The sequence below is a fragment of the Mycoplasma sp. 1232 genome (assembly GCF_034863345.1).
Taxonomy (GTDB): domain Bacteria; phylum Bacillota_I; class Bacilli_A; order Mycoplasmatales; family Metamycoplasmataceae; genus Mycoplasmopsis.
In genome coordinates, this window is record NZ_JAYFFB010000015.1 from 1 (window position 1) to 6926 (window position 6926).

At 29.2% G+C, this 6926-nt stretch carries 1 protein-coding gene; it reads right to left on the reverse strand.

Features of this window, described 5'->3' with window-relative positions; all coding sequences use genetic code 4:
• Positions 1–6826, reverse strand: a 6826-nt coding sequence (locus VBM88_RS02925) for a lipoprotein 17-related variable surface protein (protein WP_323680441.1), incomplete at its 3' end; no start/stop codon positions are given.
• Positions 6827–6926 lie beyond the last annotated feature (100 nt).

Here is a 6926-nt window from a genome sequence, read left to right on the forward strand (position 1 = left end):
CCAAAGCATTATTTGCATCAACTGTATTTACATCGGCAACTGAATTTTGCTCATTGATTTTAGCAATTGCTTCTGCTTTTTGTTGAGCAGTTAAATTGTTATAAATCGGGTTTTCACCATTAGTTTTAGCAATAGCATTTTGTTTAGCTTGAGCAACTTTTTCATCACCATTTAAGCCATTGATTGCGTTATTTAGTTCAGCGATTTTAGCATTAATTTGCTCAACACTTAAATTAGTTCCATTGTCGCCTAAATCTTTAGCTCTAATTGCTACTTGATTATTGTATTTAACTTGACGATCTTCATCAGCTTCAACATAATCAACACTTGTTTTATCAACTTCGGCAATATCTTTGTAAGCTTTCATTTTGTTATCAATTGCTTTAGCTTTTTCAACAATATTATTAGCTTCACTTGCTTGGTTATTTTTGATTTCTTCAGTTAAGGATGATTTTTGAGCTGGATTTAAGTTAGTTAAATTATTAATTGTTTTAATAGCTTGTGCTTTAGCTGTTTCATCAGCTTTGGCTTGATCTAAAAGATTTTTAACATTAATAGCAAAATCTTCATTTGTATTATCTAATGTGGCAGCATTTATTTTAGCAATATATGTATCTTGTTCAGCTTTATTTAAATTTTCTAATTTGGCTAATTCATCTTTGGCATTGGTTTGTGCATATTTAAGAGCCTTGTCATAAACAGCTTGTGTTTCTTCTTGTGTTGGAACTTTTGGTAATTTTTCTATTTCAGCTATTAATAATCCTTTTTGGTTTTCGTTTAGACTTGGGAAATGATTCTTAATGTCATTTCTTAATACTTCTCTATTTCCATCAAGTGCTTCATCAGCAGTTTTTAAGGCTTCTTTACTTTGGTTTGCTTCATTAGCTAAACCATTTAATGAATCAGCAGTTGTATTGCTTAAATCTTTAGCTTTTAATTCTGCTAATTTAGCTTTAGCATTTTCCAAGGCTTGATCAACAGCTTCTTTTCTGTCTTGGGCATCGTTGGTATAAATACTTGTTGCAACTTTAGCTTCTGTAGAACTAATTTGTTTTTCTAAGTCGCCAAGATCTAAGTTTAATTTTTGAGCTTTTTCTAAGATTTTTTGTGCATCTTCTTCATCAGTAGCATTATTTAATAAGTCTTTAATGTTATCTTTTTGATCTTCTGATAAATTATCAAGTTTATCAACTGCTTTAGCTTTTTTGTTTTTGTTTTCTTCGCCATCAAGTGCGTTGTAAGCTTTTTCTAATTCTTTTAATGCTTGATCAATTGTTGCTTTATCTGTGTTTTGGCTTAATAATTCTTTAATTTTTGCTAATTCAGCATCGTAATTAGCTTTAACATCATGAGAAGCAAATTGATAGTTATCTAAAGTTTTGTCTGCTGAATAAGCATCATCATTTAATTCTAAATTAGCATTTTCTGTTAATGATTTTAGTTCGTTTAAAATGGTTACTTTAGCATTTGTCATTGCTTGATCTAAATTATTAGCTTTTTCTTTAATGGCTTCAATTATATCAACATTTGAATTGGTAATTTCTGCAACTAATGCATCTTTTTGAGCTTGATTTAAATCATTTAATTGTTTAATATGTTTAATTGCTTGTTCTTTAGCATTATTGTCTGCCTGAGCAGCTTGAATAATAGTTAATAAATTAGCATCTGGTGAAGCAATTGTTGCTTTTTGAGCATTATCCAGTTGTTGTTTGTATTTAGTTTGTTCATCATTGCTTAAGTTTGCTAAAGCAGCTACAATTTCATTAGCTTTTGCTTTAGTTCCGGCAAAAGCAGAGCTGAGTATTTCATCAACTTTGCTTTGGTCTGGATTATTTTGATCCAAAGTTTCAATTTGTGTTAAGAATCTTTGTTTATCAATTAATAAACTATTGTCATAGTTATTAATTTCATCTCTTAAAATTTGTCTTTTGCCATCTAATTTTTCAATTTCATCATTTAATTTTTTTGTTTCATTAACAACGTTTGTGTTAATTTGCGTTAATTTATCTAAACTATCTATGTTGGCAAAATTGTCTTGTTTAAAGTTATTTAAGGTTTTTTCTGCTGCGCTAATTGCCTTATCAAACGCAGTGTGTTTAGCTTTTGTATCATTCGTATAAATATCTTTAGCTTGTTTAGCTTTAGCTTCTGTTATTTTGTCAATTAAAGCTTGTAGATTGGCATTTAATTTTTCTGCTTCTTGGTAAATTTTATCAGCTTGCTTAGCTGAAGAAGCGTTGTTAATTAATTCTTTAATTTTAGCTTTTTGATTAGCACTTAAATTACCTAATTGATCTATTTTATTGTTTAATTCACTAACTTTGTTATTACCATTTAAAGCATTGTAAGTGGCTTGAAGATCACTCAATGTTTTTTCAACTTTTTGAAGATCTCCGTTTGTGCCTGTTTTTTTATTTAATAATGCTTGCGCAACTGACAAAGCAGTATCATAAGCTTGTTTTAAGTCATCGCTTGCTAATTTATATATAACATTAGTTTTTTCATCACTATTTTGATTGTCATTTAATGAACCATTATTAGTTAAAACTTTTAATTGATCAACAACAGTTGTGCTCAAAGCGCCCATTTTGTCATTTAAAACACTAGCATTATTAAACATTTGCTCGGAAGTTTGTTTGTCAGTAGCATTTCTAATTTGATCAGCTATTCTGTAAGCTTGAATGTCATTTAAATTAAGATACGTTGTAGCAACCTTATTAGCAATTTCATATTTTTCAACTTTAATTGTTAATTGATTTAATTTTTGAACTGTTTGCTCTTGTGCGTTTGCTTCATTTGAGAATGATGCTTGTTCTTGCTTGGTCAATAATTGACTATTGTTGATTTTTGCTAAAACTTCACGTCTTTTCTTTTCTAAAGTAGTTAAAAAGCCGTTTAAAACAATTGAATTTGTATCGCTTGAAACTTGGTCATTTAAGTTGGCAATACTTGATTGAAGTGCATAATCAACTGTAATTGTGCCGTTTTCGTCATTTTTAGTAATATTGTTTATTTTTACTAATGCATTTTGATTGTTTAAAGCACCAAAAACAATTTCATTATCTTGAATTTCAGAAGGTAACCTGTTTGCTTGATTGCTAATTGAATTGTTTGAAACTGTTAATGTGTTCTTTTTAATATTAGCAACCAATTCATTTAATCTTTCAACTTCTGTTTTAAAGTTGTTTACTGTTGCTTGTCTTTGTTCAGTTTCAATATCATTAATTCTTTTTGACTTAATTACATAATCAAAAGTTAATGTTCCAGTCTTATCATCAACAACAAATGAATTGTCTTTAAGAACAATTTCATCGGTTTTATCATTAATTCCATTTACATCAATATATTGAGCAAAGTTTTCTTTAGTAATTTCACGAGCCAATACCGATTTAGCTGTTTTAAGGGCAAATGTAGCATTTAAATCATCGATTCTTTGTTTTTCTTGAACTCTATCAGCAGCAAAACCAGTAATTCAATTAGATGTTGTTTCATCACTTTGAATAGTCGTGTTATATAAGTTTTTAGTTGATTTTACAACAAAATTTAATTTTGCTCTACCGCTATCATCTAATTGCTCTTTTTGAGCTATTGCTTTAATTTCCACAATTGCGTCTGTTAAAGTATCAATTGGATAGAATTTGACTAATTGAGCATCTCTAACCAAGGTATTTGATTTTGTTTTATTATTAGCTTGATCATAACCAAATTTATTTTCATCAGAAGCTAATGCTTTAGTCATTCCATTAATTCTATTTTGTTCTTTAGCTAAGTTTAATGTTTTAGTGAAATCACTATCATTTTTATAAACTACATTTAATTTATTTGTATCTAAATTTGTATCAATTAATTTGTCGATTTCGCCTTTAAAAGTTTGTTTTTGAGCATCTGATAAGTTTTGTAAGGATTTAATTTGCGCTTTAACAGCACTAGCAGATTCTTTATAAACTGCATTAGAAATTTGCAATAAGTAACCATTAATTTCGTTTTGATCAGGTTTAGTTAAAACAAATTCTTGGTTGGCATTTGTTGCAAAATTATGACGATTGCCATATTCTGTCTCAGCAACATTTATTTTGCTAATTTTTCCAAATCAATTTGTTAAAGCGCTTGATTCGTTAGCAATGTCGTAGTATTTCTTAGCATCGATATAAACATACTTTTTAAATTCTTCAGCTAATTTACCACCATTGCCAAAAATGTTGTCTAATGAAGTAACTAAGTTGTTAAAACCTGTTAAGTAATTTTGTTTTAAGTTGGCACTTAATAAATTAGTTTCTGAAGCAAAAACATTATTTGCTTTATTATTTTCATTGTCTGACCCAATTAATTGATTCATTAATTTTGTTCAAGCTGGTTCATTAACATTACTAAATTGTTCTCTAGCGTTTTGGCCATCTCAAACATAAGAAGTGTTAGCTTGATTTTTGTCAATTAATGTACTGCCACCTGTAAATAAATCACTTGTTTTGATTGTGTCTAATTCTTGATTAAATGTTTTGGTTTTAGTGTAAATGTCATTAGCTAAACTAACAGCTTTTTCTAGTTTTTGAATATCGCCTAAATAGTCATATTTTCAGTTTGCTTTTCAAGCGTTTGCTAGTGTTGTGCTTGATTGACCTTGATCATTTTTAACTTGAATATTTACAAAATCATTTAAAGCTTTATTTTTAATTTTTTCAATAAAGGTTTTAATTTGTTGTTTGTTGTATTCAGAATCGGCGATTACTGCGTAATTGTTAATTTTATCTTCTAATGCTTTTAAGTTTTTTAAACCATTTGGAGTGCCAAAGTTCGCTCCTTTTCAAATTGCTAGGGTTGATTGAAGATTGTTATAGCTAACAGTTGTTGGAGCATTTGATCTATCAAATAATTTTTCGCTTTGATTAAATTCATTACTCTTGTAAGCAGCATCTTGTCAATAAGAAAATTTGCGAGAATCAATATTATTTTTGTAAGCAGGAGTTGAAAATAAATAATCCAACTTTTTAGTTCCATCATAGTCATCAACTGTTACTTTTTCATCGCTTGAAGCATAATTAACTGTTTCAAAGAACTTTTCTTCAATTTGTTTTTGCAAGTCATCATATGCCTTAACATAAGCAATTCATTCATTAAGATTTCTCTTGCCTGTTCCACCTGGTAAGTTGTAATCTTGATCTATTTGCTTTTCTAAATCTGCCATTAATTGTGCTTTTTGAAGATTCGTTAGTCATTTAGATTCTTTGATTGTTGCAATAACAGTACCATAATCAGTTAATGATCAAACAATGTTTGAATTTATGTTGGCTTCGCTTGAAAAGTTATTACGGTCGCTTAATGTGAATCTACCATTATTATTAGCAAATTTTCAATATTTTTTGCTTTTTTCATCTTGTTTAATAACTAATTCAATGTTAGATGCTTGTCAAGTAGAAGGTGTGGTTGATGCAGAATCAACGTTATCAATATCAATAGATTCTTGAATAACTGCTTTATTAGTAAAAGGTTTACTAAAATCAGAATAGTTGCTAATATTGTTTCTATTAATTTTTACAACTGAATTACTGTCATTTAAATTTTTAGAACTATTTAGTTGTGTATTAACTAAATAAAATTCTGCTTGTGGGGCGTTTAAATCTAAAGTATTAAATGATTTTTTAACTCTATCATCATATTCTTCTTTAATAATCAAATTGGTGTTTCTTCAAAAACTAGGTTTTTGCATAGAAAATTTTTGCAATAAGCTTTGATTATCATAACGATAGGCTTGAGTTGTTCCAAAAAACGATCTTGTTGTAGAGTTGAAATCGTTTGTAGTTGTACCATCCGAATTTATGTTAAATCTAACATCAAATTCTAATACCACTTCTTGTGGTCTAGCTTGTGTACCGCGACCTGAAGCAAAGTAAAAATAACCACCAAGACTATTACGAATTGTGATTCAACCATCTGATTTAGCAAAACTTGCAGCATCATTATATAAACCATTGTCAGGTTTATATAGTGCATATTTGTTTAAAAACGCTGCTCCATTAAAGCTAAAAATATCATGAACAATATCAGTTGTTCCCCAATCACTATTATCAGATCAACTTGTGTTTTTTGCTCCTGTTAAAGGATTTTCTGTGTAAAAAGCATTGTATCTACTTGAAAATTGTTTTGAAACGCTTTCTTCGCTTGTGCCGTCTGTAGTGGTAGTGTTTGAAATAACTGTAGGAGAAACGGTGGTACGACTAGTATAACTAAATGAGAAAGGGTCAATTGTTACGGTTTCGTGTCTTTCTAATTTAGGGCTTGTTTTATATTTTGATTTTCTCGCGTCATAAATTTTTACATCAATGTTGCTTGCCAAAACAATATCTTTAGAAAATCAAAAACCACCAGAAAAATAATTCTCGGGAATAAGCATTGAATCTTGGTCTTGATAAGCTCTCATCGACAAGTATCTAAGTCTAATTTTCTTAACGAAATTAGGATTTAAAGCGTTTGCGGAATCATCACTTGGATTTCAAATTGTTTTTTGTCCAGCGCTATTTTGTAATTCAACCCATCGACCATTTTCATAAATTTCCATAATTGTTTCAGGTTTTAAAGGGTCATCATTCTTTGGAAATCATGTTCGATCCACTTTTCCTCAAACTTCTTTGTTCCATGAACCTGTTTCATATTTTTCTACTGCTGTATTAGCGTTTCTTGTGGTTGTTGAAAAAATATTTATTTGGTCATAGTCACCTGTTTCGGCTTCTTTGTTATCAACTCTTATCAATGCTGATGGTAAAAATAGCAACAAAGGACTTGTTGTTACTCCAATTGTTAAAAATTTCTTTATTAATTTTTTATTTGCCATATTCTTCTCTCTTCTTAAATTAAAAATTTATAATTAAATTTACAATTCCCGAGTTTCCAAGTTTGACCTTTTTTAAGGGTCGTTTTTTAATCCATATATC